Origin of the sequence: Streptomyces albus subsp. albus (assembly GCF_000725885.1) — a bacterium.
GTDB classification, from domain to species: domain Bacteria; phylum Actinomycetota; class Actinomycetes; order Streptomycetales; family Streptomycetaceae; genus Streptomyces; species Streptomyces albus.
This window is the reverse complement of record NZ_JODR01000003.1, coordinates 74,992-98,440: the sequence shown is the minus strand read 5'-3', so window position 1 is coordinate 98,440 and position 23,449 is coordinate 74,992. Positions and strand designations below refer to the sequence as shown.

At 71.2% G+C, this 23,449-nt stretch carries 23 protein-coding genes and 1 pseudogene; 12 read left to right on the top strand and 12 right to left on the bottom strand.

Translation table 11 applies throughout. The annotated features are described in order from the left end of the window. Positions 1-483: 483 nt before the first annotated feature. Positions 484-1,059: a hypothetical protein gene (locus IO40_RS0103805; protein ID WP_016467627.1), complete on the bottom strand. Its 576-nt coding sequence runs from the start codon at positions 1,057-1,059 to the stop codon at positions 484-486. Positions 1,060-1,343: 284 nt separating this feature from the next. Then, on the bottom strand, positions 1,344-2,777 hold the full coding sequence (locus IO40_RS0103800; RefSeq protein ID WP_033228382.1) for a glycoside hydrolase family 5 protein: 1,434 nt from the start codon (positions 2,775-2,777) through the stop codon (positions 1,344-1,346). Positions 2,778-2,855: 78 nt separating this feature from the next. Between IO40_RS0103800 and IO40_RS0103795 the strand changes: the two genes are divergently transcribed. The 5 genes from IO40_RS0103795 to IO40_RS0103770 all read left to right on the top strand — a co-directional run bounded on the left by IO40_RS0103795 (position 2,856) and on the right by IO40_RS0103770 (position 5,768). Continuing rightward, positions 2,856-3,728, top strand: coding sequence for an RHS repeat domain-containing protein (locus tag IO40_RS0103795; protein WP_016467625.1), 873 nt, complete (start codon positions 2,856-2,858; stop codon positions 3,726-3,728). After that, the gene (locus IO40_RS0103790; RefSeq protein ID WP_199789889.1) at positions 3,729-4,196 is read left to right on the top strand and encodes a DUF4240 domain-containing protein; all 468 of its coding nucleotides are present in this window, start codon (positions 3,729-3,731) and stop codon (positions 4,194-4,196) included. It begins immediately after the preceding gene. Between the two features lie 564 nt (positions 4,197-4,760). Beyond that, a complete protein-coding gene (locus IO40_RS0103780; RefSeq protein ID WP_016467623.1) occupies positions 4,761-5,087 on the top strand; it encodes a PadR family transcriptional regulator in 327 nt (108 codons plus the stop codon). Next, complete coding sequence (locus tag IO40_RS0103775; protein WP_016467622.1) at positions 5,084-5,440, top strand: DUF1048 domain-containing protein; 357 nt, start codon at positions 5,084-5,086, stop codon at positions 5,438-5,440. Before IO40_RS0103780 ends, IO40_RS0103775 begins: the two co-directional genes overlap by 4 nt. 1 nt (position 5,441) lies before the next feature. After that, positions 5,442-5,768 (top strand): DUF1048 domain-containing protein, encoded by a 327-nt coding sequence (locus tag IO40_RS0103770; protein WP_016467621.1) that lies wholly within the window; start codon positions 5,442-5,444, stop codon positions 5,766-5,768. A gap of 121 nt (positions 5,769-5,889) precedes the next feature. Here IO40_RS0103770 and IO40_RS0103765 read toward each other — a convergent pair whose 3' ends face one another. From IO40_RS0103765 to IO40_RS0103755, 3 genes are all read right to left on the bottom strand, one after another. Continuing rightward, positions 5,890-6,114 (bottom strand): helix-turn-helix domain-containing protein, encoded by a 225-nt coding sequence (locus tag IO40_RS0103765; protein ID WP_016467620.1) that lies wholly within the window; start codon positions 6,112-6,114, stop codon positions 5,890-5,892. Then, positions 6,114-6,761 carry a DUF2975 domain-containing protein gene (locus tag IO40_RS0103760; RefSeq protein ID WP_031174869.1) on the bottom strand — a complete coding sequence of 216 codons (648 nt, stop codon included), beginning with the start codon at positions 6,759-6,761 and terminating at the stop codon, positions 6,114-6,116. Before IO40_RS0103760 ends, IO40_RS0103765 begins: the two co-directional genes overlap by 1 nt. A gap of 77 nt (positions 6,762-6,838) precedes the next feature. After that, on the bottom strand, positions 6,839-7,780 hold the full coding sequence (locus IO40_RS0103755; protein ID WP_031174868.1) for an alpha/beta hydrolase family protein: 942 nt from the start codon (positions 7,778-7,780) through the stop codon (positions 6,839-6,841). Positions 7,781-8,006: 226 nt separating this feature from the next. Here IO40_RS0103755 and IO40_RS0103750 point away from each other — a divergent pair, with 226 nt between their 5' ends. After that, entirely contained in the window at positions 8,007-8,387 is a 381-nt protein-coding gene (locus IO40_RS0103750) for a MerR family transcriptional regulator (protein ID WP_031174867.1), read from the top strand. A gap of 426 nt (positions 8,388-8,813) precedes the next feature. Continuing rightward, positions 8,814-9,521, top strand: a complete 708-nt coding sequence (locus tag IO40_RS0103745) for a DUF981 domain-containing protein (RefSeq protein WP_016467616.1) — start codon at positions 8,814-8,816, stop codon at positions 9,519-9,521. A gap of 135 nt (positions 9,522-9,656) precedes the next feature. On the opposite strand, the gene arsB is transcribed toward IO40_RS0103745, so the two are convergent. The 4 genes from arsB to IO40_RS0103725 form a co-directional block, all read right to left on the bottom strand. Beyond that, on the bottom strand, positions 9,657-10,781 hold the full coding sequence (gene arsB, locus IO40_RS0103740) for an ACR3 family arsenite efflux transporter (RefSeq protein ID WP_031025608.1): 1,125 nt from the start codon (positions 10,779-10,781) through the stop codon (positions 9,657-9,659). Further along, positions 10,778-11,086: an ArsR/SmtB family transcription factor gene (locus tag IO40_RS0103735; RefSeq protein WP_030406872.1), complete on the bottom strand. Its 309-nt coding sequence runs from the start codon at positions 11,084-11,086 to the stop codon at positions 10,778-10,780. The genes arsB and IO40_RS0103735 overlap by 4 nt, the downstream gene beginning before the upstream one ends. A 69-nt stretch (positions 11,087-11,155) precedes the next feature. After that, complete coding sequence (locus tag IO40_RS0103730) at positions 11,156-11,374, bottom strand: DUF4236 domain-containing protein (protein ID WP_031174866.1); 219 nt, start codon at positions 11,372-11,374, stop codon at positions 11,156-11,158. Between the two features lie 59 nt (positions 11,375-11,433). Beyond that, positions 11,434-13,992, bottom strand: coding sequence for an ATP-dependent Clp protease ATP-binding subunit (locus IO40_RS0103725; protein WP_031174865.1), 2,559 nt, complete (start codon positions 13,990-13,992; stop codon positions 11,434-11,436). Between the two features lie 301 nt (positions 13,993-14,293). Here IO40_RS0103725 and IO40_RS0103720 point away from each other — a divergent pair, with 301 nt between their 5' ends. After that, a complete protein-coding gene (locus IO40_RS0103720; RefSeq protein ID WP_016467611.1) occupies positions 14,294-15,136 on the top strand; it encodes a phosphatase PAP2 family protein in 843 nt (280 codons plus the stop codon). Positions 15,137-15,224: 88 nt separating this feature from the next. Here the strand turns inward: IO40_RS0103720 and IO40_RS33095 are convergent. Continuing rightward, positions 15,225-16,332: pseudogene (locus IO40_RS33095) on the bottom strand (MFS transporter). 45 nt (positions 16,333-16,377) lie between these two features. On the opposite strand from IO40_RS33095, the gene IO40_RS0103710 reads away from it, so the two are divergent. Then, positions 16,378-17,118, top strand: a complete 741-nt coding sequence (locus IO40_RS0103710) for an AraC family transcriptional regulator (protein ID WP_031025613.1) — start codon at positions 16,378-16,380, stop codon at positions 17,116-17,118. 84 nt (positions 17,119-17,202) lie between these two features. Here IO40_RS0103710 and IO40_RS0103705 read toward each other — a convergent pair whose 3' ends face one another. Beyond that, complete coding sequence (locus tag IO40_RS0103705) at positions 17,203-18,996, bottom strand: bifunctional 3'-5' exonuclease/DNA polymerase (RefSeq protein WP_041968497.1); 1,794 nt, start codon at positions 18,994-18,996, stop codon at positions 17,203-17,205. Positions 18,997-19,164: 168 nt separating this feature from the next. On the opposite strand from IO40_RS0103705, the gene IO40_RS0103700 reads away from it, so the two are divergent. Continuing rightward, positions 19,165-19,428 carry a GlsB/YeaQ/YmgE family stress response membrane protein gene (locus IO40_RS0103700; RefSeq protein ID WP_016467605.1) on the top strand — a complete coding sequence of 88 codons (264 nt, stop codon included), beginning with the start codon at positions 19,165-19,167 and terminating at the stop codon, positions 19,426-19,428. Between the two features lie 144 nt (positions 19,429-19,572). Here IO40_RS0103700 and IO40_RS0103695 read toward each other — a convergent pair whose 3' ends face one another. Further along, entirely contained in the window at positions 19,573-20,865 is a 1,293-nt protein-coding gene (locus tag IO40_RS0103695; protein WP_030406876.1) for a glycoside hydrolase family 18 protein, read from the bottom strand. 364 nt (positions 20,866-21,229) lie between these two features. Here IO40_RS0103695 and IO40_RS0103690 point away from each other — a divergent pair, with 364 nt between their 5' ends. Both IO40_RS0103690 and IO40_RS0103685 read left to right on the top strand, forming a co-directional pair. Continuing rightward, on the top strand, positions 21,230-22,405 hold the full coding sequence (locus tag IO40_RS0103690; protein WP_030406877.1) for an acyl-CoA dehydrogenase family protein: 1,176 nt from the start codon (positions 21,230-21,232) through the stop codon (positions 22,403-22,405). Between the two features lie 59 nt (positions 22,406-22,464). Next, a complete protein-coding gene (locus tag IO40_RS0103685) occupies positions 22,465-23,388 on the top strand; it encodes an endonuclease/exonuclease/phosphatase family protein (protein ID WP_016467602.1) in 924 nt (307 codons plus the stop codon). Positions 23,389-23,449: the final 61 nt, after the last annotated feature.

Below are 23,449 nucleotides of genomic sequence, written 5' to 3'. Positions count from 1 at the left end.
CCCGCAGCCGCGCAGTGCGCCGTGACCTCCTTGACCCCTTGGAGCACGACTGCCCGGTCCACGCCCGGCTGCATGGCCGGCTTCACCTGGAATCGGGCCATCCACTTCTCGCGGTCCTTCTCCGCCGCCGCTTCCGTTCTCCGGTCCTTTCCCGCCGTGTGCTCCCCTGGATGAAGGCGGCCGTCCGTCGCGGAGACAGACACCTGGGCAGCGCCGTAGGTTTCGCCGCTCCCCGCGCACGGCCAGAGCGTGGCCCCCATCCGGTCAGTCGGTGAACTCCCGGAACCGGTGGGGCAACCCTTCGCCGTGCTCGCGCACACTCTCACCGCCGCCCGCCCGGACAGGTTGTGCCCAGAAGCCCGCACCGACCGTCATCGGGTCGAGCCCGCGACGGCCGTTACCGACTGCCGACCACCCAAGGATCTCGGAACCGAGCCGCCATGTTGACGTTCAGCGGCGTTCACAAGTCGATCCCCGACGGATTCATGCCTCGAAATCGTGGTCCCCGTACTCGACCCAGCCTCGGTCGATCAGCTCGTCCTCCAGCTCCTCCTCGTCGAGTCCGACGAGGTCATCAAGGTCATCGTGAGGGCTGTCGCCGAGCTTGACGTAGTCACCGATGTCCGCGATCTCACCGATCAGCGGCGGGACGGGAACACTGTCCCAGTCGACAGTTACCTCGGTCCTGCCGTCGAAGTCACCGGCGACCATCCCGTCCGCGAGAAGCTTCTTCACCCTCTCCGGATCATCCGCGCCAACGACGGAGCCGGTCGTTTTACCCGGTCCGTGAAACACGATGTCCGGGTAGCCGTCGACCCGGATCGTGATGAAGGGGTGAAGGTCGATCGACTGGACCCTCTCACCCTGCTGATACACATCCAGAGCCAGATCAGCACCATCGCCGTAGCCGAACAGCAGCCATATGTTGCTGGACTCCTCGAGCTCGGCGTCCAGAGCGTGCATGGCTTCCTCGACACTGCCGCAGATGAAGTGTGCGTCCTTCCGGGCTCCGCCGGGAGACACGCCGAACCTCAAGTCGTAGAAACTCTTCAGGACCATGCGCGAAACCGTACTCAGGGGGACCGACAACCGGCTTGCGTCACGGCCTCACCGCCGAGGCCACAGCACTGCGGCCACCGACCACGACGCTCACTACAGGATCGAGCCAAAGCTGCCGCACCCGGCCGGTGTTCGGCGGCTCCAGGCCGGTGCGGCTGCTGTCCGCCCAGGACGTCGCACGCCCTCTTGGCTTCGTTCACGGCGCGGAGCAGCGTGGCGACAGCAGGGGAGGTCAGGGACGTGCCCCGGCGGGGGCCCGGAAGAGCCCTCCGCTGGTTGCCGGCTCAGCGCACGCGGCGGGGTACGACCTCCACCGTCACTGTCGCGCCCGGCCGTGCGTGCACCCGTGCCGTGGCCGTCCGGTCCGGCGGGAGCACGGGTGTCGCGGTCGCTCCCGGGCCCGTCACCCGGACCCGCCATCCCTCCGGGTGCGGCGGTACGCGTACTTCGGTGACACCGGGCCCCGCCCGGTAGGCCAGCCGGTAGCCGCCGGTGGCCGGAAGGTACTCCTCTTCGCGGATCGCGCCCGCCACGGCCGGGGCGTACGGGGTCGCCGTGCGCTCCTTGTTGGTGCGGAAGCGCCCCTTCTCGTCGAGGGCGCAGTAGCCACCCCCGTAGCACCAGACGTAGCCCGCCCAGCCCGAGCTGTAGCGGTTCATGGAGGCGAGCGCGTCACGGTAGAAGCGGCCCATGCCGGGCAGGGCGCTGTTGAGCGGACCCCACTCTCCGACGACCACCGGGACGCCGTAACGCGTCGGGTAGTCGGTCACGGCGGCCTCGTACGCCTCGATCCAGCCCGCGGCGGGATCGTAGTCGGCGCCCGCCTCCATCGCGGTGTTGTAGAAGTGCGGAGCGTAGACGGCCTTGGGATCGTGGATGCGGCCCAGCCCCGTCGGGACTCCCTCGCCGACGATCGGGGTCGGCTCGAAGAAGATCCAGTTGTCGTCGTCGACGGACCGGATCGCGTCCGCGAGGCGGTTGTGCATCGGGGTGAGCTGCTCGGCCTCGATACGCCGGGCTGCCGTCGGCAGGTCCTCGCCGGGCCGGACCTCGCCCATCGGCTCGTTGATCAAGTCGTAGCCGATGACGGCCGGGTGACTGCCCAGCCGGGCCGCCAGGACCCGCCACATGCGTTCGTGGGCCCGCCGCAGGTCGGCGTCGTTGTAGAGGTGGGTGAACGCACGCTGCACGGCCGGCTCGAAGTACTCCGAGAACCAGTCGTCAGGGTGCGGCTCGAAGGGCAGGCCGTCGGTCCTGGTCGCCCACGCGGGGATCCCGCGGTGACCGAAGGCGGGCCCGAAGACATCCTGGTGGGCGTCTATCAGCACCTGCACGCGGTAGCGGTGCGCCCAGTCCAGGATGCGCTCGATCCTCTTCAAGTAGTCCGTACGGTAGTGGCCGGGCTGTGGCTCCAGGTCGTCCCAGAAGACGAGCAGCCGCGCGAAGTTGAAGCCGTGGGCATGCAGATCCCGGAAATGGCGCTCGGTGATGGCGGACAGCGCCTGTTCGCCCCGGTGCGTCTTGTCCTCGATGTTCCAGCCACGCAGCGTCACCACGCGCCCTTGGTCGTCGGTCAGGCGGGGTGGCCGCGACGGCGCGGCGTCCGCCCTGGCGCCTCCCCCGGCGGCAGCCGCGGGGGTCACCGCCGCGGCGGCCCCGGCCCCGAGCGCGAGGGGGCAGACAAGCAGGGCGAGGGCGGCGAACAGTCGTCGGTTCACGGGCGGACCTCCGGCACGGTCGTCGTACGGTCGGTTCCTCGTGCGGCCGATCCCACCAGCGACCTGACGGCGCATCAAGTGGGCCTGCGCGTGGTCGTTTCGGGATCGGATGAACTCACCCGACGCCGCACTCTTCCTTTCGGGGCCGAGCGCGCCGAGAAGCCCAAGGACTGGCCCACCTCCCGCGGCTTCGTCGGCGGCGTCGACGAGACCAGGACCACCGGACTGACCCACCTGGGCGCCCGCGAGTACGACCCGGACACCGGCCGGTTCATCAGCGTCGATCCGCTGATGGACCCCGGGAACCCGCAGCAGCTCCACGGATACAGTTACGGCAACAACAGCCCCCTGGTCTACAGCGACCCCGATGGGCTGATGCCCATATGGGGAGCCATCGGCCGCGCGACCGGCAGTGCAGTCGGACACGCCACCCGCCACTCCGCCGGCAGACACCGGCCGGTGTGCGACACGGGCTGCCAGGCCCGGAAGCAATACCGCGGCGGCTCCATTCCCATCACCGGCTACGGGCCCTCCGCGGACCGGGCGGTCGCTCCCAAGCTCGCCGAGGCCGCCAGCCGCCCGGATCCGAAGTGGCTGGGCACCGCCGGTGCGGTCTTCGACGCGCTCATCCCCATCAGGCCCCTCCAAAGATGCATCGACGGCTCCGGCGAGGACTGCCAGGACGTGGCGATCAGCGCGGTGAGCAGCGTCAAGATGGCCAGTATCGCCATCAGAGCGGCGCGTGCCGCGGCCAAGGAGACGCGGGGCGGCGGCGGATCGGGCAAACCCTCGGAGGGAGGCGGCGCAGCAAAACCTGATCCCGAACCCGCCGCTCCCAGGACCTCGAACAGTCAGGGAGTCGGCCTGTCGAATGACATTGCGTCACCGGGCAGGAAAATCCTGGAGCGAAGGCGAGATGCCGAGAAATTCGAACAGCTTGAACTCTGGTAGGTGCCGCTCGAAGTGACTGATTTCTGGAAGGTTATCGGATCGAGCTCCGTTCAGGATGAGAGTGAGATCGACTCTGCCCTGGAGCGGATCTCTGGGCAGCTCAGTACGATGGCGCCCGATGTCTTGACTCGATTTGTTGAGCGACTCCGGGAGGCGCTCTATCGGATCGATAGGAGGGATCTGGCAGAAGTGCCGGTTGTGCTCGCCAATGGTTTGAAATTTCCGCAGACAAGCGACCATTTTCTCCATGCGCGATGCGCGTGCATCTTGGCGGGTGAAAAGACGTACGACGAGGTCCTGAGTTCTGGTGTCGGTTTCGATCGCTTCGTCGCTCCGTTTGCTCAGGAGGCTGAGGGGCTGCTCTACCTCGCGTCGGAGCAATACGAAAGGAAGACCGCCTCCAAGATGAACGTCGAAAACCATTTCCCGATCGAATCGGGGTCGAATATTCAGGGATGGGCCGCCTGATACCTGTCAGGGTTCGGGTGGCTGAGGAGGTGCTGAAGGCCCGTCGGAATGGGTCCGGCGGGCCTTCAGGGCCCATGTGACGGCAACGTCAGCGGACGACGGCTGCATCTGGTGGGTCGTCGTCGCCGTCGTTGGCTTCGCCGAGTGCGTTGTCAAGGGTGCCGATGGCTTGCCGTTGGAGGGGAGCCGTACGTGAGCGCGGCCGATGGCCGGCGAGGCCAGGCGGCGGTTGCGCAACAGGTCAGGTTGTGGCGGGCGGGGCGGTCGGGGTCGGCCGCCGTCTCGGGGGTGGTGAGGAACCGGCGGCACGCATCGGCTGCTCCGCTGTTCGCGCGCCGGGCCGCCGCCGAGGCGTGCGGCGAGGTGTTCGGGGCCGGGTGGTAGTCCCATTCGTCGTAGGGCCAGGGGCGAGTGCCGGGGGCCCAGGCGGTGCGGTAGCTCCTTCTTCGCATGCGGATCGCAGGGGTCGGCCCATCGTCACCGACCCCTGACGTCGTGCGCTACTCAGTGCTACTGTGTAGCGGTACTCGGTAGTACGTAGTACCGGACTGAGGTGAGCTTGTGATGGACGACCTGACGGAGATGCTGAAGGGCACGCTCGAAGGGTGCGTGCTCGAAATCATCGGCAGGGAGGAAACCTACGGGTACGCCATCACCCGCCAGTTGAACGACCTCGGCTTCACCGGTGTCGTGGAGGGGACCGTCTACACGATCTTGGTGCGGCTGGAGAGGAACGGGCTCGTCCAGGTGACGAAACGGCCGTCCGAGGCCGGGCCGCCGCGCAAGTTCTTCACCCTCAACGACGCCGGACGTGAGGAACTCGCGAAGTTCTGGGCGAAATGGCAGTACGTCTCATCGCGCATCAACAGGCTGAAGGAGGGTGGCAGATGAATTTCTGGGAGACCGTCACGGGAAGTGATCTCACCAGGGAATGGAAGTCTTTCGAAGCCCGGGCCGCAGTCCTGCCCGACGACCACCGGGCGGCGTGGGAGCAGATCAAGGGGCACCTGTTTCCCCATGGAGACTTCACCGGCCGCAACCTGTTGCCGATCTTCGACGCCGCCCTGGGTCTGCTCGAGGAAACGGCGGCGGACGGGCTGAGCGCCGGCGAGGTGCTCGGCGACGACGTGCGGGGCTTCTGCACGGCGCTGGCCGGCGGAGAAGGGGCCCGGACCTACCGCGACCGGTGGCGCGAGCAGTTGAACAGGAACGTCGCCAGGAAACTGAAGCGGCTGGAGGGCTGACGTGAGCATCCAGGACATCATCGAGGGCAAGAAGCAGTGGCGGGCGCACATGGCGCGGGTCAAGTCGCTGCCACGGGACTACCAGATCGTCTACAAGGAGATGCAGAGGTACCTGTTCAAGGTCGGGCCGGTCGATCTGCCCGACGGGCCCCTGCTTCCCGGGATAGTCGACTTCTTCGAGGAGGGCGTCGCCGCGGGCAAAGGGGTGCTGCAATTCATCGGCGACGACGTCGCCGCGTTCTGCGACGATCTGATCAAGGACTCACCCACGTTTGCGGACATCTATCAGGAGTCCGTCAGCGGAACATCCGGCACTGCCGGGAAGTAGCACCAGTCAGGCACGCTCGTGGGTGCGGCTCGCCTGTGCGGTTTGCCTGTGCTGTTCGTACCGACGGTGGGCGGACCGCGGGTGCGCCCCGCAGGCCCTCCGGGGGCGGCCCGGGAACGTGTCAGTGGTCGCGGACGCTGAGCAGGTCGCCGGGCTGGCAGTCCAGTTCGCGGCAGATCGCGGTGAGGGTGGAGAAGCGGATGGCCTTCGCCCGGTCGTTCTTGAGGACCGAGAGGTTGACCACGGTGATGCCCACCCGGGCCGCGAGTTCGGACAGGGTCATGCCGCGTTCGGCCAGCAGCCGGTCGAGGTGGACCTGGACCCGGTGCTCGTCCTCGGGGGGCATCAGACGAGCCCTTCGGTGTCGGCCCGCAGTTTCGCCCCGCGCCGGAAGACCTCGGCCAGGGCCAGAACCAGGAAGGCCAGCAGGACGTATGCGCCGGTGAAGGTGGCCGAGAAGGGCACCTGCTCGGCCAGGGGCGTGCCCCTCACCAGGAGTTGGGTGGTGAGGGCCGTCAGCACCGGGGCGACCACGGTCTGCACCAGGACCATGAGGCCGATCACGCTCAGACGGCGGGCGTTCACCGGTACGAAGACGTCGCCGTCGCGCAGGGTCCTGGCGATCTTGAGGAGGAGCGCCAGGACCAGCAGCAGGAACAGACTGTTGACGATGTCCGGCAGGGCGAGCAGCAGTCGCTGGGCCGCGGTGGGGGCCGCCAGGACGAGGTCGGCGTGGTGGGTGCCGGCGAGGGTCATCCCGTGACCCGCGACCGAGTCGGTGACGGTACCCGGTACGCGGGTCGTGGTCAGGGTTTCGGTCTCCCGGGTGTCCTGCGGGTCCACGAGGCCGGCGACTCCGAGCGCCGGCAGGAGTACCCCGAAGAGGCCGACCAGCGCAGCCGCCAGGACCAAAACCGCCTCCAGCAGCCGGCTGTCGGTCGGGCTCCACCAGGACTTGCCACGCACGGTCTCCCCGCCTTCCACGGTACGCATATCGTTTAACGATGGTATCGGTAAACGATATGCCTCGGCCGGGGGGGCTTCTGCTCAGCCGGTGCCCGGGCGGGCGCTCATTTCGATTCGAGCCGTCCCAACGGGTGGGAAGCGTCGGCGAGGACGGTCTGTGCGTGCTCCCAGTCGGTGCTGTCGGTGCCGGTGACGTGGCGGAGGTAGGCGAGGGTGACGTGCTGGATGAGGGCCACGCGTGCGGGGTCCTCGTCGGTGGTCTCCGCCGCGTCGTAGCCGGGGATACCGCCGAGCGAGTGCTGGCCGCCGTACACCGTCAGCAGGCTCTTGCCGCCGCGACTGAGGGTGTAGGGGTCGGCCATCCAGGAGGGGCCGCGGGTGGAGAGCGGGAGTTCGTCCTGGTCGCCCGCGATGACGAGTCCGGGTGCGGTGATGGGGGAGAAGTCCTGGTGGGCCAGCCAGGGGGCGTTCTCCAGGGCGAAGGGCGTCAGGTCGTCGCCGCCCTCACCGGCCGTGGCCAGCTGGATGGTGGCCATGACGCGCGGGTCGGACATGTCCTGCGCCCTCCCGGTCTCCGGGTCCGCGACGCGCAGCCCCACCAGGATGCCGGCGGTCTGGCCGCCGAAGGAGTGTCCGGCCGCGACGATGCGGCTGGGGTCCACCCGGCCGGCCAGTCCGGGTACGGCGGCCTCCAGCGTGCCGAGTTCGTCGAGGATGCGCCGCATGTCCTGTACGCGGTAGCGCCACAGGTGGGGCTTGCGGGAGGCGTCCGCGGCGATGCCGTAGCGCCTGGAGTCGAGGTGGGTGGCCTGGACCACCACGAAGCCGTGGGAGGCCCAGTGGTCGACCAGCGGGGCGTAGCCGTCCATGTTCGAACCGAACCCGTGCGCGAACAGCACGATCGGCAGACGGGTGCCGGTGACCGGTGCGGAGACGCGGACGTGCAGATCCTCGCCGCGCTCCGGGGCGGGCAGTACCACCGGCCTGACCGACAGGGCGGGGGTCGGGGCGGGGCCGGTGAGGCCGGTCGTCTCGTACGTGGGCATGCGTGTGCTTCTTTCCGGACGTGGGTGAGTGCGGCTGGTGCGGTGGAACCGCACCGTGGTGGAACCGAACGCGGCGCGCAGGGCGAAACAGCGCCGTGCGCTCGCGCGTGCGCGCCGGTCTGCGGCCGGAGCCGCGGAAATCCCCCGTGCGGCGCACGTCGGTTACGCTAAAACCTGACATTGATGTCAGAGGCAAGGCGCCTGATGGGCGCCCCTGGGAGGCGAGATGCGCGTCGGAGAACTCGCCGCCAGGACCGGTGTGAGTGTCCGGTCCCTGCGCTACTACGAACAGCAGCACCTGCTCACCTCCGAGCGCAGCCCCAGCGGTCAGCGCCACTACTCCGAGAGCGCGGTCGGCCAGGTCCGGCTGATCCAGCAGCTGTACGCCGCCGGGCTGTCGAGCAAGAAGATCGCCGAGTTCATGCCCTGCGTCGTCGACGGCCGAGCCACCCCCGCTCTGCTGGAGCGGCTGGCGGAGGAGCGCACGCAGGTGGAGCAGCGCATCACGGACCTCGTCGAGGTCCGGGGCCGCCTCGACGCGGTCATCACCGCCGCCACCGACAACATGCTCACCGGCGCCTCCTGCCGGAGGGAAACCAGCACCTGAGTCGGCGGACGCCAGTACCCCAAGGTCCGGCGGACGCCGGCGCCCCAGGCCGGGCGTAGGCAGCACTGAGGTCCGGCAGCGACGACCGGGTCCGCCGGTCGACGACCGGGTTCGGCGACGGGCGGCCGGGCCCGGCGGACGACGAGCAGGCCTGCTGAGGGTGACCAGCTCGGGGCGAAGGGCGAGCAGGCCCGGATGAGGCGACCAGCCTTGGGGAAGGGCGACCGGGCCCGCTGAGGACGCCCGGGTCCGGGGCCGGGCGACGGGTCACCACACGGGGCGGCCCCCGGCCCCGTACGGCCGGTCGCGTGCGGCCGTATCGGCGCACCGCACTCGGACGTGCGGGTGATCTCGGCGGGGCTCGCCGGGCCACCCCTTCGCGTGCCGGGGCCCACCGGGTTGTCTCAGGCTGTGAGCACTCTGCTGATGGCGACCGCCCGGACCGGCCTCAAGATCGACTGGGCCCGCATGCCGACCTACAACACCCTTATGTCCGTCGCCGCCGGAGCGGGGCTGCTCCTGGTCGTCGCGCTCGGCTTCCGGCTGCTGAAGGGGCAGAGCGTCGTGCCGGACAGCTGGGCACTCGCCTTCGGCACGCTCGGGCTCATCCTCTTCGCCACCGGACTGCACATGACCCTCACCTGGCCGCTGGCCGGGCAGGGCTTCCCCTTCGACAACATCATCTTCGGTGAGCCCGCACTCGCGTTCGGCACGCTGCTCCTGGCCGCGGCGTTCTTCCTGTGGAAGCGTGGCACGTCCCTCGAAGGACCGGCCGGCCGCCAGCGGACCGTCGCGGTACTCACCGGGCCCGTCTCCCTGTTCGTCCTCGGCATGGGCCTGGCCTGCTTCGCCATCGCCGCCGCAGGCTGGAAGTACACGCTGTTCGCCGCTCCGCCCGAGGAGCCGATCTCCGGCGAGTTCGCCGACTATCCGCTGCTCGAGGCCAGCTTCATCTCGGCCCTGTACGTACTGGTCGGCCTCGGCGCCATCCTCTTCCCGGCGGTGCTCCGCCGCCGTGGTGGTCCCGTCGCCTGGATCGTGGGCGTCTGCTGGACCATCGGCGGACTGGCGTTCCTCCTCTTCGGCGCCCTCAACTACTTCACCCACATCGGCCTCATCGTCAACACGATGTGAGGGCCGTACCGTCCGTGCCTCACACCCTCTCGCCGACGGCCTCCGCCGAAGGGTGATCCCGGTTCCGCGCCGTCCCGACCCGCTGCACCTCGCGGCGCGCCCCGGGGCGGCGTGGCCCCGGGGCGCGGGGCGGGGTCAGCGTCCCGTGCCTCCCGGGGCGGACGGCTCGCCCACGCGGAAGCGCTTGCGCCAGGCGAGGGCGACGTGGACGAGGGCGATCAGTACGGGCACCTCGATCAGCGGGCCGACGACGCCGGACAGTGCCTGGCCGGAGGTGACGCCGAAGGTGGCGATGGCCACGGCGATGGCGAGCTCGAAATTGTTGCCCGCGGCGGTGAACGCGAGGGTGGCGGTCCGGTCGTAGGCCAGGCCGAGGCCCTTGCCGAGGGCGAAGGCGCCGAAGAACATCACCGCGAAGTAGGCCAGCAGCGGCAGGGCGATCCGTGCCACGTCCAGCGGCTGCGAGGTGATCGTCTTCCCTTGCAGGGCGAAGAGGACGACGATCGTGAACAGCAGCCCGTACAGGGCGAACGGGCCGATCCTCGGCAGCAGGCGGCTCTCGTAGGCGGTCCGGCCCATCCTCGTCTCGCCCAGGCGACGGGTGAGGAACCCGGCCAGGAGGGGCACGCCGAGGAAGACGAGGACGTTGAGCGCGATGTGCCAGACCGAAACCTCCAGACCCTGCCCGTCGCCCAGGCCCAGCCAGCGGGGGAGGAGGTCGAGGTAGAACCAGCCCAGCAGTCCGAAGGCGAGTACCTGGAAGACGCTGTTGAGGGCGACCAGAACGGCGGCGGCTTCTCGGTCGCCGCAGGCCAGGTCGTTCCAGATGATGACCATGGCGATGCACCGGGCGAGTCCGACGATGATCAGTCCGGTGCGGTACTCGGGCAGGTCCGGCAGGAAGATCCAGGCGAGGGCGAACATCACCGCGGGCCCGACGAGCCAGTTGACGACGAGGGAGGAGGCCATCAGTTTCCGGTCGCCGGTGACCGCGTCCAGCTTGTCGTAGCGGACCTTGGCCAGCACCGGGTACATCATGACGAGCAGCCCGAGTGCGATCGGCAGGGAGATGCCGCCGATCTCGACCGCCGCCAGGGCGTCGCCCAGGCCGGGGACGAGACGGCCCAGGGCCAGACCGGCGGCCATCGCGAGGAGGATCCACACGGCCAGGTAGCGGTCGAGGGTGCCAAGCCGCCGGGCGACCGCGTCGTCGGCTGCCGTTCCGGATGCGGTGGGGGTGGCGTGTTCTGCGGAGGTCACCGGCAGGCCCTCTTGTTGTCGGCGGCACGGCGGGCGGATTCGGCGAGGCGTGCGAACTCCTGCGAGAGCCCGGCCAGTGCCTCGGGCCTGAGCCGGTAGTAGGTGTACCGGCCGCACGGTTCGGTCTCCACCAGGCCGGCTTCCCGGAGCACCTTCATATGGTTGGACAGGTTCGTCTGCTTGGCGCCGGTCTCCTCGACCAGGTGCGTGGTGCACAGCGTCTCGCGTGCCAGCAGTTGCACGATCCGCCAGCGGAGCGGATCGCCCAGCACCCGCATCACATCAGGCTCGACTGAAGTCAGCATGCGCTGATGGTTTCATGTCAGTCGCCGCTGATGCCAGGAGGGCGTCCGTACGGCCGGCAGCCGGGTCGCTCAGCGCCCCGAGCGGGTGCGCCTGCGGTTGCGGGTGGTCGTGCTGCGGCGGCGGCCCAGGGGGCCGGGGAGGTCGGCCGACGAGGTGCGCCGGCCCCTCGTGCCGAGGCTGTGCCGCCGGCCCCGCCGGCCGCCCAGCGTGACGGACCAGGAGCGGCGGCTGAGGTCGAGCCGCACCCCCGGCAGGATCCGGACGCTCTTGCGGAACGTCGGCGCCATTCGTCCCTCCTTCCCTGGGAGTGGTCCGTGCTCAGCGGTCCGTGCTCAGCGGTGCGTGCTCAGGCGGGCGCCTCGGTGCGGAACTCCAGTTCGTCTCCGGCCACGTCCACCATCAGCCGGGTGTGGGGCTCCAGTTCACCGCTCAGCAGCATGCGGGAGAGCCGGTTGTCGACCTCGCGCTGGATGGTGCGGCGCAGCGGGCGGGCGCCGTACTCGGGCTGGTAGCCGCGGTGGGCCAGCCAGTCGACCGCCTCGGAGGAGAAGTCGATGGTCAGGTCCTGGGCGTGCACCCGGCGCCGGGTCTCCTCCAGCAGCATGTCGGTGATCTGCCGCAGCTGGACGTCGTCGAGCCTGCGGAAGATGACGATCTCGTCGATGCGGTTGAGGAACTCCGGCCGGAAGTGTTCCCGCAGCGGGCGCAGGACGCGTTCGCGCCGGGCCTCCTCGTCGGCCGACTCACCCGATCCGAAACCGAGGACCGCGCCGCGGCCGGTGATCGCCTCCGAGCCGAGGTTGCTGGTCATCACGATGACGGTGTTGGTGAAGTCGACCGTGCGCCCCTGCGAGTCCGTCAGCCGCCCGTCGTCGAGGACCTGGAGCAGCATGTTGAACACGTCGGGGTGGGCCTTCTCCACCTCGTCGAGCAGCAGCAGGGAGTAGGGGTTGCGGCGTACCGTCTCGGTGAGCTGGCCCGCCTCCTCGTGGCCCACGTATCCGGGCGGGGCGCCGACGAGCCGGCTGACGGTGTGCCGCTCCTGGTACTCGCTCATGTCGAGCCGCACCATCTTCTCGTCGCTGCCGAACAGCGCCTCCGCCAGGGCGCGGGCCAGTTCCGTCTTGCCGACGCCGGTGGGGCCCAGGAAGAGGAAGCTGCCGATGGGCCGGTCGGGGCTGGAGAGACCCGCGCGGGAGCGCAGCACCGCGTCGGCGACGGCGGTGACGGCCTCGTCCTGGCCGATGACCCGGTGGCGCAGATGCTCCTCCAGGCCCAGCAGCCGGTCCTTCTCGTCCTGGGTGAGGTTGCTGAGCGGGATGCCGGTCTGGCGGGAGATGATGTCGGCGATGTCCTCGACGGTCACCTCGGGGATGCGGTGGTCGTGCCGCTGCTCCTCCCGCTCGCCGTCCTGCTTGATCGCCTCCTCCAGCTCGCCGAGCCGGTCGCGCAGCTCCTTGGCCCGCTCGTAGTCCTCGGCGGCCACGGCCTGGTCCTTGTCGCGGCGTACCTGTTCGGCCTCCCGCTCCAGTGCGCGGACGTCCGTGCCGCGGGTCGCCGACCGCAGCCGGACCCGGGCACCGGCCTGGTCGAGCAGGTCGATGGCCTTGTCGGGGAGGAACCGGCCGGTCAGATACCGGTCGGACAGTTCGACGGCGGCGACCAGCGCCTCGTCCGTGTAGCGGACCTGGTGGTGCGCCTCGTAGCGGTCGCGCAGCCCGCGCAGGATCTCGATGGCGTCCGCCGTGGTCGGCTCGGGGACGAGTACGGGCTGGAAGCGGCGGGCGAGCGCCGCGTCCTTCTCGATGTGGCGGCGGTGCTCCTCCAGAGTGGTGGCGCCGATGACGTGCAGCTCGCCCCGCGCGAGTGCCGGCTTGAGCATGTTGCTGGCGTCCATGGAGCCGCCTTCACCGCCACCGCCCGCGCCGACGACGGTGTGCAGCTCGTCGATGAAGACGATCAGCTGGTCGGTGCGGGCGCGGATCTCGTCGATGAGCCCGGTGAGCCGCTCCTCGAAGTCCCCGCGGTAGCGGGTGCCGGCCACGATGCTGCCGAAGTCGAGCTGGACGACGCGGCGGCCGAGCAGGTTGTCGGGCACGTCGCCCTCGGCGATGCGCTGGGCGAGGCCCTCCACCACGGCGGTCTTCCCGACGCCGGCCTCGCCGATCAGTACGGGGTTGTTCTTGCCGCGCCTAGCCAGGATCTCGATGGTCTGCTCGATCTGTTCGTCCCGTCCGATGACCGGGTCGATCCGCCCCTCGCGGGCCAGTTCCGTCAGGTCGCGGCCGTATTTGTCGAGGTTGGGCGTGCCGCGCTCCCGGGTGGCGGTCCCGCCCCGGGGCGGTGCCTCGGGTGCGCCCTGCCCGCCGGAGGGGCCGCCGCCGGGCGCTGCGGAGCCGGGGTCGAAGCGGGCGGCGTTGAGGATGCGCCCGGCCGTCGAGTCCCGGTTGGCGGCCAGCGCGACCAGGACGTGTTCCGCGCCGATGTACGAGGCGCCGCGCGAGCGTGCGATCTCGTGGGCGTCCAGCAGTGCCCGCTTGACGGCGGGGCTGACGGAGATGGAGGTGCGCGGCGGTCCCTCGTCGGCCACGCGGTCGATCTCGGCGGCCAGCGCGTCGGGGTCGGCGCCGGCCCGCGCCACCATCGTGTGGGTCGGTTCGGAGACGAGGGCGGCCCGCAGCAGGTGCTCGGTGTCCAGGTCGGTGCTGCCGTGCTGTGCGGCGTACGAGGCGGCCTCCGAGATGAGCTGCCGGGCGGGCTCGCTCAGCAGGCGGAAGAAGTCGAAGTACCGCGGATCACCGCGCTGCCCGCCGCCTCCGGACGGGGCACCCCCCAGGAAGCGTGCGACGAACTCTTCGAACGGGTCCCGACCGAAGCCTCCGGGACCTGTGTACCCGCTGGTCATTGAGTATCCGTCCCGCTGACCCGACCGTGCCGGGCCAGGCTGTGTCGACTGCGATGTGGCTACCGGACGGGGTTCCCGGGTGTGCCCGCGCGACACCCGAGCAAGTCCACCGGGGAGCCAGCGGGCATTCGTCCAGGGGGGCGGCGAAGAGGTCCATGGGGGCTGTGTCACCGTGTGTGGCCGCAGTGGTACGTACGGAGACGCGGCGCGCTATTCTGATTGACCTTTTTCGACCTGTTGGGGCGGTATGCCGGTGAGCTGGTGCCGCCCCGTGTGACGCACGGGCAGTGAGGGAGAGCGCGTGACGGGAACGGCGGTCTCCTGGCTGCTCACTGCCGGTCTGCCCCTCCTGCTGCTGGGAGTGAGCCTGAGCCTGCCGCGCCACTGGTGGCCGTGGCCGCCGCTGCGCGTCCTGCTGCGGGAGTCCGGCATCATCCTGGCCGTCTTCCTCGTCTGGCAGATCCCGGCCAGGACGACCGAGGGGGATCTCGCCGCAGCCGTGCACCGCGCGCGCTGGATCCACCACTGGGAACAGCGCCTCTCCCTCCCCGACGAAGCCGCCTGGCAGCGGCTCGCGCTGCCCCACCCCTGGCTCGTCCAGGCCGCGAACGGCTACTACGCGCTCATGCACTTCGGCGCGATGGCCGCCCTCCTCGCCTGGCTCGTCTGGCGGCACCGCACGGCCTACCCGCGCGTACGCACTGACATCGTGCTGGTCACCGTCGTCTCGCTGCTCCTCCAGACCGTCGCCGTGGCCCCGCCGCGCCTGGTGGCGGGGCTCGGGTTCACCGACACGGCCGAACGGTACGGGCAGTCCGTCTACAGCGCGGGGACGGGCAGTGTCGTCGCCGACGAACTGTCCGCCGTCCCGTCCGTGCACATCTCCTGGGCCCTCCTGGTCGCCCTGGCCGTCGTACGGGTGAGCCGCAGCCGGGCGCGCGGGCTGGTGGTGGCACATCCGCTGCTCACCCTGCTGGTGGTCATCGTGACGGCCAACCACTTCTGGTTCGACGCGCTCGCCGCCGTCGCCGTCGTGGCCCTGTGCACCTCGGCGCACCGGGTCGTAAGAGCCCGGCGCGTGCCCGCCCCCGCGCGGGGCACGCCCGTGCAGGACGCCCCCGCCGCGCAGAGCGAGGACGGGTGACGGCACGGCACGGCCCCCGCGCACTGCCCGTCCGTTCCCCGTACCGCCGCGTACGCACGGGGAAGCCCTGAGCCGGGTGCCGGAGCGCTCACACCTCGCCGGCCGGTGTGGGGGTTCTGCCGGTGTGCGGGGCCGCCGGTAGGTGGCGCGGCCCGGCCGGTTCGGGGAGGGTGCGGCACACCAGCCAGGCCAGCGCCGGCAGCGCGATCAGCGGCGTCAGAGCCGTCCGCAGCGACGTGGCGTCGGCGACGGCACCGATGAGGGGACCGGCCAGCCCGCCCACGCTGACCGTCAGACCGAGGGTGACTCCGCCCGCGGTGCCCACCCGGCTGGGCAGGTAGTCCTGCGGTCAGCAGGTACGACCACCGCACCACGGTGACCCGGTCCCACCTGCCCGCCAGCCTGCCGCCCAGCACGGTGCCCGCCGCACCGCCCAGATACAGCGTGAACAGCGCGGCCGTGCCCGCCGTCGTGCCCCCTCCCGTGCGCTGCTGCGCGTAGAGCGAGAGGAACGTACTGATGCCGACGAAGGTGACGGACCGGCAGACCACCGCCAGCGACAGCTTCACGAAGGACCGTCTGTCGTCGCCGCCGGCCAAAGGTCCCGCACCGGGCGCGCCGGTCCCCGGTGCGGCCTTGGCGCGCAACACCATCAGGCACAGGACGCTCCCGGCCAGGGCGGGCAGCACGAGCAGCGGGGTCAGCCGGAGTCCGCCGGCGGCGACGACACCGGCGACCAGCAGCGGCGCGGCGGCGAAGCCCAGGTTGCCGCCGAAGGAGAACCAGCCCATCGACGTGTGCCGCCCGCGGCTCACGAGCCGCGCCACCCGGGCCGACTCCGGGTGGTAGGCGGCGACTCCGAGCCCCGAGACGGCCATGAGCGCCAGCGTCAGCGCGTACGAACCGCTCAGACCGCTCAGTGCGATGCCCACCCCGCCCAGCAGGGAGCTGACCGGCAGCAGCCACGGCAGCGGCCACCGGTCGGTGAGCGCGCCGAACAGTGGCTGCGCCACCGAGGACAGCAGTGAAGCGGCCAGGACGAGACCCGAGGCGGCGGCGTAGGTGTAGGCGCGCTCGGCGACGAAGAAGGGGACGAGCGCGGCCACCGCGCCCTGGTAGAGGTCCACGCAGCCGTGGCTGAGGGACAGCAGCAGCACCGGTGCGGTGCGTGAAGGGTTTCTCGGCACGTCTTTCATGCTCGGCGCCCGGTGGCTGTCCGGCTTCCGATAATCTGCCATGTGCTGAGGGAAATCCGCCACGAACCGAACGCGCCGACACGGGTCCGCTCGCTGAGACCCGGCGCCGTCATCGACGCCCACCGCCACGACGACCATCAGATCGCCTACGCCGCCCGCGGGGTGCTGGCCATCACCACCGACGCCGGGTCGTGGGTGGCGCCGGCCAACCGCGCGCTGTGGATCCCGGCCGGTACGGTGCACGCCCACCAGGCGCACGGCGCGCTCCAGTTGCATCTGGTCGGCCTTCCGGCGACGGACAACCCGCTGGGTCTGGAGCGGCCGACGGCGCTGAGCGTCAGCCCCCTGCTGCGCGAGCTGATCCTGGCCTGCACCGGCATGCCACCCGACGAGACGCCGGAACGGCAGCGGCTGCGGGCCGTGCTGCTCGACCAGCTGCGGGCCTCACCCCAGCAGCCCCTGCACCTGCCCGCGCCCCGCACGCCTCGGCTCGCGGCGGTCTGCGAGATTCTCTACGCCGATCCTGCCGACAGTCGCACCCTGCCCGAACTGGGCAGAGCCGTGGGGGCCGGCGACCGTACGCTCTCCCGGCTGTTCCGCGCCGAACTGGGCATGAGCTTCCCCCAGTGGCGCACCCAACTGCGGCTCTACCACGCGCTCTTCCTGCTGGCGGAGCACACCCCGGTCACCACGGTCGCGCACCGCTGCGGCTGGTCGTCCGCGAGCGCCTTCATCGACGCGTTCCGCCGCACGTTCGGCCACACCCCCGGTGCGCATGTTCCGTGACCGGCCGACCGCCTGGGGGAGAGAGAAGCCGCCGGCCGCGTCCGGACGCCGGACATCCGGTTGCCCGCCGGCCATGGGTGGCGGTCACTTGGCGTCCGCGTAGCACTCGACGACAGCCGTGGTGAAGGGGAAGCGCACGCCGGTGGGGCCGAAGGCGGCCTCGGCCGCCTGCCGGCCCGCCGCGTCGATGGCCTCCCGTACCGCTTCCGCCTCGGCGGCGGGGCAGTGGACGATGACCTCGTCGTGCTGGAAGAAGACGAGCTCGGCGGCGAGGTCCTGGCTCATGAGCCGCTGCCGCAGTCCGGCCAGCATCAGCACCGCCCAGTCGGCGGCGCTGCCCTGCACCACGAAGTTGCGGGTGAACCGGCCGCGCGCCCGCGCCGCCCGCGCCCCGTGCGAGCCGTCGGCGGCGGCCTGGCCTGCGGCTTCCCCCGCTTCGGGGCCCGTAGTGGACGGCGGCTCGTCCCCCGGCGCCCGGCCGTCGTCCCCGCCCGCCTCCCCGTGCCCGCCGCGCCCGGCCGGCGGGCAGGTGCGGCCCAGGTGGGTGCGGACCAGGCGGCCCTCCTCGCCGGCGCGTGCCGCCTCGTCCACGTAGGCGACGGCGGCGGGGAACCGTCTGCGCAAGGCGGCGAGGTTCCTCAGGCCGTCCCCGCTGGTCTGGCCGTAGACCGCGCCCAGCAGCGCCAGTTTGGCCTGGGCCCGGTCGCCGGAGAACGCCCGTTCGGAGAGCGCCGTGTACAGATCGCCCGTGCCGCCCGCCACCGCCGCCAGCCCCGCGTCGCCGGAGACGGCGGCCAGCACCCGGGGCTCCAGCTGGGCGGCGTCGGCGACCACCAGCCGCCAGCCCGGGTCGGCGACCACGGCACGCCGCACCACCTTCGGGATCTGGAGCGCGCCGCCCCCGTTGGTCGTCCACCGGCCGGACGCGGCGCCGCTGGGCACGTACTCGGCGTGGAACCGGCCGTCGCGCACCCATGAACGCAGCCAGCTCCAGCCGTGCGCGGTGTAGAGGCGGTACAGCTTCTTGTAGCGCAGCAGCGGCGCGACAGCGGGATGGTCCACCTTCTTCAGCTCCCAGGCCCGCGTGGAGCCGAGCCGGACACCCGCGCGGGCGAACGCCTGGAGCACCTCGGCGGGCAGATCGGGACGCACCCGCACACCCGGCCCGAACGCGCGGGAGACCTCGTCCTCCAGCTCCACCAGGCGGCGGGGCAGTCCGCTGCCCGCGTACCGCTCGCCCAGCAGCTCCCGCAGCAGCTCGCGGTGGATCTCCGCGCTCCACGGCACACCCGTACGGCTCATCTCCCCGGCGACGAGCGTGCCCGCCGACTCGCCGGCCAGCAGCAGCCGCATCCGGTCCGAGTGCGTGGTCCGCGCGGTGCGCTCCAGCTGCGTCGCGTACACCTCCAGCAGGGCGTCCAGCGGGTCCACCCCGTCGGGCAGCGGCACAGGGCCCGCCTCGAACAGGGAGGGCTGGGGGTCGGTCTCGTGCGTGACCGGCTGCCGGTCGGGCGGCACCGGAAGGCCGTGCAGCCGGGCGAACGCGGCCGGCAGCGATCGGGGCTCCTCCGCCCGGCCCTCGTGGCCCAGCAGCAGGGCTTCGGCCGCTTCCACGTCGTAGCACCGCGCCACCCGTACCCCGGCCGCCAGCAGCTCGGCCTGTACGTCGCTCGTCGCCCGCCACACCCAGCGGCCGACCTGGGGCCGGGCGCGTACGGCCGCGGCTGCCGACTCCTCCGTGCGGACCGGACCTGCCGGCCGCCCGTCCGCGCCCAGCGGGCACACCCGCACCCGGCCTCCGCCTGCCGGGGCAAGCGCCCACCGGCCGTCGGCGGGACCGGGCCCCGTCCTGCCGTGCGCCCCCGTTGCCTCCTGCATGGGGCGAGTGTGCCAGCGGCCTCTGACAACGGCTGTCCGCCGCGCGACGGCGGGCAGCCGGAGCGGACATCGGACCGGTTCCCTCCTGCGGTCCATCACCGGCCGACATAACCGCGCCGTTCACGGACACTCGGAGGCGGAGGACATTCCTCCGGCTGAAAGGGAACCATGGACATATCAGGTGTGATCAGCGCGCTCGTCGTCGGCATCGTCATCGGTGCGCTCGGCCGGCTGGTACTGCCGGGGCGGCAGCGGATCGGGTTCCTGTGGACGATCCTGGTGGGTATCGTCGCCGCGCTCATCGGTACGGCGATCGCGGGTGCCGTGGGGGTCGCCGACACCCGCGGATTCGACTGGATCGAACTGATCATCCAGATCGCCCTCGCCGCGGTCGGCGTCAGCGTGCTGGACCGCGTGCGCGCCCGCAGATGACGGACGGACGAGATGTCGGGTGCCCCGGCGCGCGCAGCGCCGGGGCACCCTCTGTGCGCGGGGTCCCGCGGCGGTGCGCCGCGGGACCCCGTGGCCGGCCCGGCCCGGTGACGGTTCTGTGGCCGGGACGTCCGGGCCCGGGTGTTACTTGATGGCCTTGATCAGTTCGCCGTTCGCGGTGTCACCGCTCAGCTCCCAGAAGAAGGCACCGGCCAGGCCCTGCTGCGCGGCCCAGTCGCCCTTGGCGCTGATCGTCTCGGGGGTGTCGTAGCTCCACCACTGGTTGCCGCAGTGGGCGTAGGCCGTTCCGCCGACCTTGCCGGTGACCGGGCAGCGGGTCTTGAGGTCCTTGTAGTCCTCGATGCCCTGCTCGTACTTGCCCGGCGCGGGGCCGGTCGCCTTGCCGCCGGGGGCCGACTGCGTCACGCCGGTCCAGCCGCGTCCGTAGAAGCCCAGCCCGTACAGCAGCTTGCTGCTGGGGACGCCCATGCTCTTGAGCTTGGCGATGGTGGCCGCGGTGTTGAAGCCCTCCTTGGGGATGCCCTGGTAGGAGGTGAGGGGGGAGTGCGGGGCGGTCGGGCCCTGCGCGTCCCAGGCGCCGAAGTAGTCGTAGGCCATCGGCAGGTACCAGTCGACGTACTGCGCCGCGGTCTTGTAGTCGGTGGCGTCCAGCTTGCCGCCCTGCGAGGCGTCGGCGGTGATCGCGGCCGTCACCAGCTGGCCGCCGAACTTGGCCCGCAGTGCCTTGGTCAGGTTCGCGAAGGCGTTCCGGCCGCTGGTGTCGCAGGTCAGACCGCAGGCGTTGGGGTACTCCCAGTCGATGTCGATGCCGTCGAACAGGCCCTTCCAGCGGGGGTCGTTGACGAGGTTGTAGCAGGACTCGGCGAACGCGGCCGGGTTCCTGGCGGCCTCACCGAAGCCGCCGGACCAGGTCCAGCCGCCGAAGGACCACAGGATCTTCAGGTTCGGGTGCAGCTTCTTGAGCTTGAGCAGCTGGTTGAAGTTGCCGCGCAGCGGCTGGTCCCAGGTGTCGGCCTTGCCGTCCACGCTCTGGTCGGCGGTGTAGGCCTTCTCGTAGTCGGCCCAGCTGTCGCCCACCGTGCACCTGCCGCCCTGGACGTTGCCGAAGGCGTAGTTGATGTGGGTCAGCTTGGCGGCCGAGCCGGAGGTCTCGATGTTCTTGACGTGGTAGTTGCGCTGGTAGACGCCCCAGTTGGTGAAGTAACCGACCGTCTTGCCCGCGGTGATCCGGGGCTTGGCGGGGGCATCGGCCTGCCGGGGTCCGGCCGACGCCGTGGCCGACAGCATGGTGGTGGCCAGGACGGCGGCGCACAGGGCGCCGAGGAGGGCGAAGAGCCGGGGGCGCCGGGAGCGCCGCGGGCGGCGTTCCGTGCCGCCCTCCGGGCGGGAGGAGGGATGTCTGTCCGGTCCGAGCATGAGTCACCTCGCGTGTGGGGTGCGGGGGGTGTGGTGCTGCGGCCGTGCTGTTCGTACGCTCCGGGAATGTAGAAGGACTAGACCAGTCCGTCAATGGTTCGGACCAATTTCCGTTCCGGGGCCCGTTGCCGCCCGTTCACCCGGATCACCTGCCGTCTCACGCCTCCACGCCGGTGACGTGCGGCCCTCGATCGGGCATACTCCAACTCGCCGCAGCCGCTGGTCAGCCACCCTCGCGACCCGACGGGGCAGTATCACGGCAGCGGCAGCCGCACCTTTGGCCCCGGCCTGCCGGCCGGCGTCCCCGGCGACCCGCCAGACCCCGGCGCGATCGCCGCACTTCCGACCCGAAGGAGAGCGCACCATGGCGGAGTACGGTCCCCAGCCGGTGGAACGGGAACTGCCCACCGACGAAGCACGCGATCTGCTGGGCCTCGTACGCGATCTGGTGCGGCGGGAGATCGAACCGGCAGCCGCCGACGAGGAGGCCGCCGGCACCTTTCCCCGCGACACCTTCCGGCTGCTGTCCCGGTCCGGGCTGCTCGGCCTGCCCTACCCCGAGGAGTACGGCGGCGGGGGCCAGCCCTACCTCGTCTACCTCCAGATCCTCGAAGAGCTCGCCGGCGCCCGCCTCACCGTCGGCCTCGGCACCAGCGTGCACTCCCTGGCCTGTCACGGGCTCGCCCACTTCGGCAGCAAGGAACAGCGCACCGAATGGCTGCCCGACATGCTCGCCGGCGGACTGCTTGGCGCCTACTGCCTCTCCGAACCCTCCGCCGGCTCCGACGCCGCCTCGCTGCGCACCCGCGCCGAGCGGGACGGGGACGACTGGGTGCTGAACGGCACCAAGGCCTGGATCACCCACGGCGGCATCGCCGACTTCTACACCGTCCTGGCCCGCACCGGACAGGACGGCCCGCACGGCATCACCGCGTTCCTCGTACCCGGCGACGCCGAGGGCCTGAGCGCGGCGCCCCCCGAGCACAAGATGGGCCTGACCGGGTCACCCACAGCGCAGCTCCACTTCGACGGCGTCCGCGTGCCCGACAGCCGCCGCTTGGGGGAGGAGGGCCAGGGCTTCACGCTCGCCCTCTCCTCGCTCGACGCCGGCCGCCTCGGCATCGCCGCCTGCGCCATCGGCCTCGCCCAGGCCGCACTGGACGCGGCGCTGTCCTACACGGCGGGCCGCGAGCAGTTCGGCCGGCCGATCGCCGACTTCCAGGGCCTGCGGTTCATGCTCGCGGACATGGGCACCAGGATCGAGGCCGGGCGGGCCCTCTACCTGGCCGCCGCCCGCCGCCACGACGCCGGTCTGCCCTACTCCCGGCAGGCGGCGATGGCCAAACTCTTCTGCACGGACACCGCGATGAGCGTCACCACGGACGCGGTGCAACTCCTCGGCGGCTACGGCTACACCACGGACTTCCCCGTCGAGCGGTACATGCGCGAGGCGAAGGTCCTCCAGATCGTCGAGGGCACCAACCAGATCCAGCGCATGGTGATCGCCCGGCACCTGGCCGGCCCCGAGAGCAGAAGCTGACACTCCCGGCGGCGCGTGGACCAGCGGCGCGAGAACCGCCCGGCAATGGAAGGACTCCCATGGCGTCATCCGTACCCCTCACCCGCCGTCACGGCATCCGCGTCGCCGCGGGGGCAGCCCTCACCCTGCCCCTGGCGGCCGGCGCGGCCACCGCCCACGCCGTACCGGCGCCGGCGGACCGGCCGCAGCCGGATCCGCCCGACGACGGCGCGCTCAGGGTCATGACGTTCAACCTCCGGTACGCCTCCGACACCCCGCCCCACAGCTGGCCCGAACGCCGCCCCGTCACCCGGGCGCTGCTCAGGCGGGCACGCCCCCACCTCCTCGGCACCCAGGAAGGGCTCTACGGACAACTGGGGGACATCGCCGACGACCTGGGCCGCTCCCGCTACGACTGGATCGGCACCGGCCGCGCGGGCGGCAGCCAGGACGAGTTCATGGCCGTCTTCTTCGACGTCCGCCGACTGCGCCCGCTCGCCTACGACCACTTCTGGCTCTCCGACCAACCGAAACTGATCGGATCTGCGACCTGGGGCAACACCGTCATCCGGATGGTGACCTGGATCCGCTTCCGCGACTTGGTCACCGGCCGCGAGCTGTACCACCTCAACACCCATCTCGACCACCGCAGTCAGCCCTCGCGGGAGCGGTCCGCCGCGCTGATCACCGAACGCCTCGCCGGGCTGGAGGCCGGGCTGCCCCGGCTGGTCACCGGCGACTTCAACGTCCCCGCCCACCGCAACCCCGTCCACGACGCCATGCTGGCGGGCGGGCTCACCGACACCTGGGACACCGCGGAGAGCCGGGGCACGCTCTACGGCACCTTCCACGGTTACCGGGAGCCGGCGCCCGACGGCGACCGCATCGACTGGATCCTCGTCTCACCGAGCGTCCGCGTGCGGCGGACCGAGATCAACACTTTCCAGCTCGACGGGCAGTACCCCAGCGACCACTTCCCGGTCGAGGCCGTACTGGAGGTGTGACGGGCGAAACGGGAGGTTGACGGGCAGACACGGGAGGTGTGACGGGCGAACAAGGCGCGGC

Coding starts and splice junctions, on each gene's coding strand:
- IO40_RS0103760 (WP_031174869.1), bottom strand. CDS start 6,761: ATGCGTACCGTGGAAGGCGGGGAGACCGTGCGTGGCAAGTCCTGGTGG.
- IO40_RS0103750 (WP_031174867.1), top strand. CDS start 8,007: ATGCGCGTCGGAGAACTCGCCGCCAGGACCGGTGTGAGTGTCCGGTCC.
- IO40_RS0103755 (WP_031174868.1), bottom strand. CDS start 7,780: ATGCCCACGTACGAGACGACCGGCCTCACCGGCCCCGCCCCGACCCCC.
- IO40_RS0103690 (WP_030406877.1), top strand. CDS start 21,230: ATGGCGGAGTACGGTCCCCAGCCGGTGGAACGGGAACTGCCCACCGAC.
- IO40_RS0103805 (WP_016467627.1), bottom strand. CDS start 1,059: ATGGTCCTGAAGAGTTTCTACGACTTGAGGTTCGGCGTGTCTCCCGGC.
- IO40_RS0103685 (WP_016467602.1), top strand. CDS start 22,465: ATGGCGTCATCCGTACCCCTCACCCGCCGTCACGGCATCCGCGTCGCC.
- IO40_RS0103735 (WP_030406872.1), bottom strand. CDS start 11,086: ATGCTGACTTCAGTCGAGCCTGATGTGATGCGGGTGCTGGGCGATCCG.
- IO40_RS0103745 (WP_016467616.1), top strand. CDS start 8,814: ATGGCGACCGCCCGGACCGGCCTCAAGATCGACTGGGCCCGCATGCCG.
- IO40_RS0103705 (WP_041968497.1), bottom strand. CDS start 18,996: ATGCAGGAGGCAACGGGGGCGCACGGCAGGACGGGGCCCGGTCCCGCC.
- IO40_RS0103725 (WP_031174865.1), bottom strand. CDS start 13,992: ATGACCAGCGGGTACACAGGTCCCGGAGGCTTCGGTCGGGACCCGTTC.
- IO40_RS0103765 (WP_016467620.1), bottom strand. CDS start 6,114: ATGCCCCCCGAGGACGAGCACCGGGTCCAGGTCCACCTCGACCGGCTG.
- IO40_RS0103775 (WP_016467622.1), top strand. CDS start 5,084: ATGAATTTCTGGGAGACCGTCACGGGAAGTGATCTCACCAGGGAATGG.
- IO40_RS0103730 (WP_031174866.1), bottom strand. CDS start 11,374: ATGGCGCCGACGTTCCGCAAGAGCGTCCGGATCCTGCCGGGGGTGCGG.
- IO40_RS0103700 (WP_016467605.1), top strand. CDS start 19,165: ATGGACATATCAGGTGTGATCAGCGCGCTCGTCGTCGGCATCGTCATC.
- IO40_RS0103780 (WP_016467623.1), top strand. CDS start 4,761: ATGGACGACCTGACGGAGATGCTGAAGGGCACGCTCGAAGGGTGCGTG.
- IO40_RS0103695 (WP_030406876.1), bottom strand. CDS start 20,865: ATGCTCGGACCGGACAGACATCCCTCCTCCCGCCCGGAGGGCGGCACG.